The following is a 307-nucleotide window of genomic DNA, read 5'->3' on the forward strand; positions in this document are numbered from 1 at the left end:
GTTGACGGAACGATCATAACGGAGGTTAAGAAGGGGCGGCACGGAGCCAGTATAAAGCTAGCGGACCGTATGAAGGCTCTGGAATGGCTTGCTGACCACATGGACCTTGCGACGCCAGAACAGCGGGCAAGGATTGACCATATACAGGCACAGACCGGGAAGATCATTAGGGAGAGCGCAGGCGGAGACAACGGCGACGGCGTGGAGGTGGTAAACGATGCACCGCAAGCAGATCAGGATATCAGAGACGATCATACCGAAGTATCTTCCGCTGTTTAACGACATGACACACCGCCATATCATTTTA

1 protein-coding gene is annotated in these 307 nt (G+C 53.4%); it reads left to right on the forward strand.

The window, feature by feature from the left end:
• On the forward strand, nt 1–279 hold a 279-nt coding region (locus NE473_RS30935), incomplete at its 5' end, for a terminase small subunit (RefSeq protein ID WP_256265626.1).
• Nucleotides 280–307: the final 28 nt, after the last annotated feature.

The organism is Hungatella sp. SL.1.14, assembly GCF_024460495.1.
GTDB lineage: Bacteria > Bacillota > Clostridia > Lachnospirales > Lachnospiraceae > Hungatella > Hungatella hathewayi.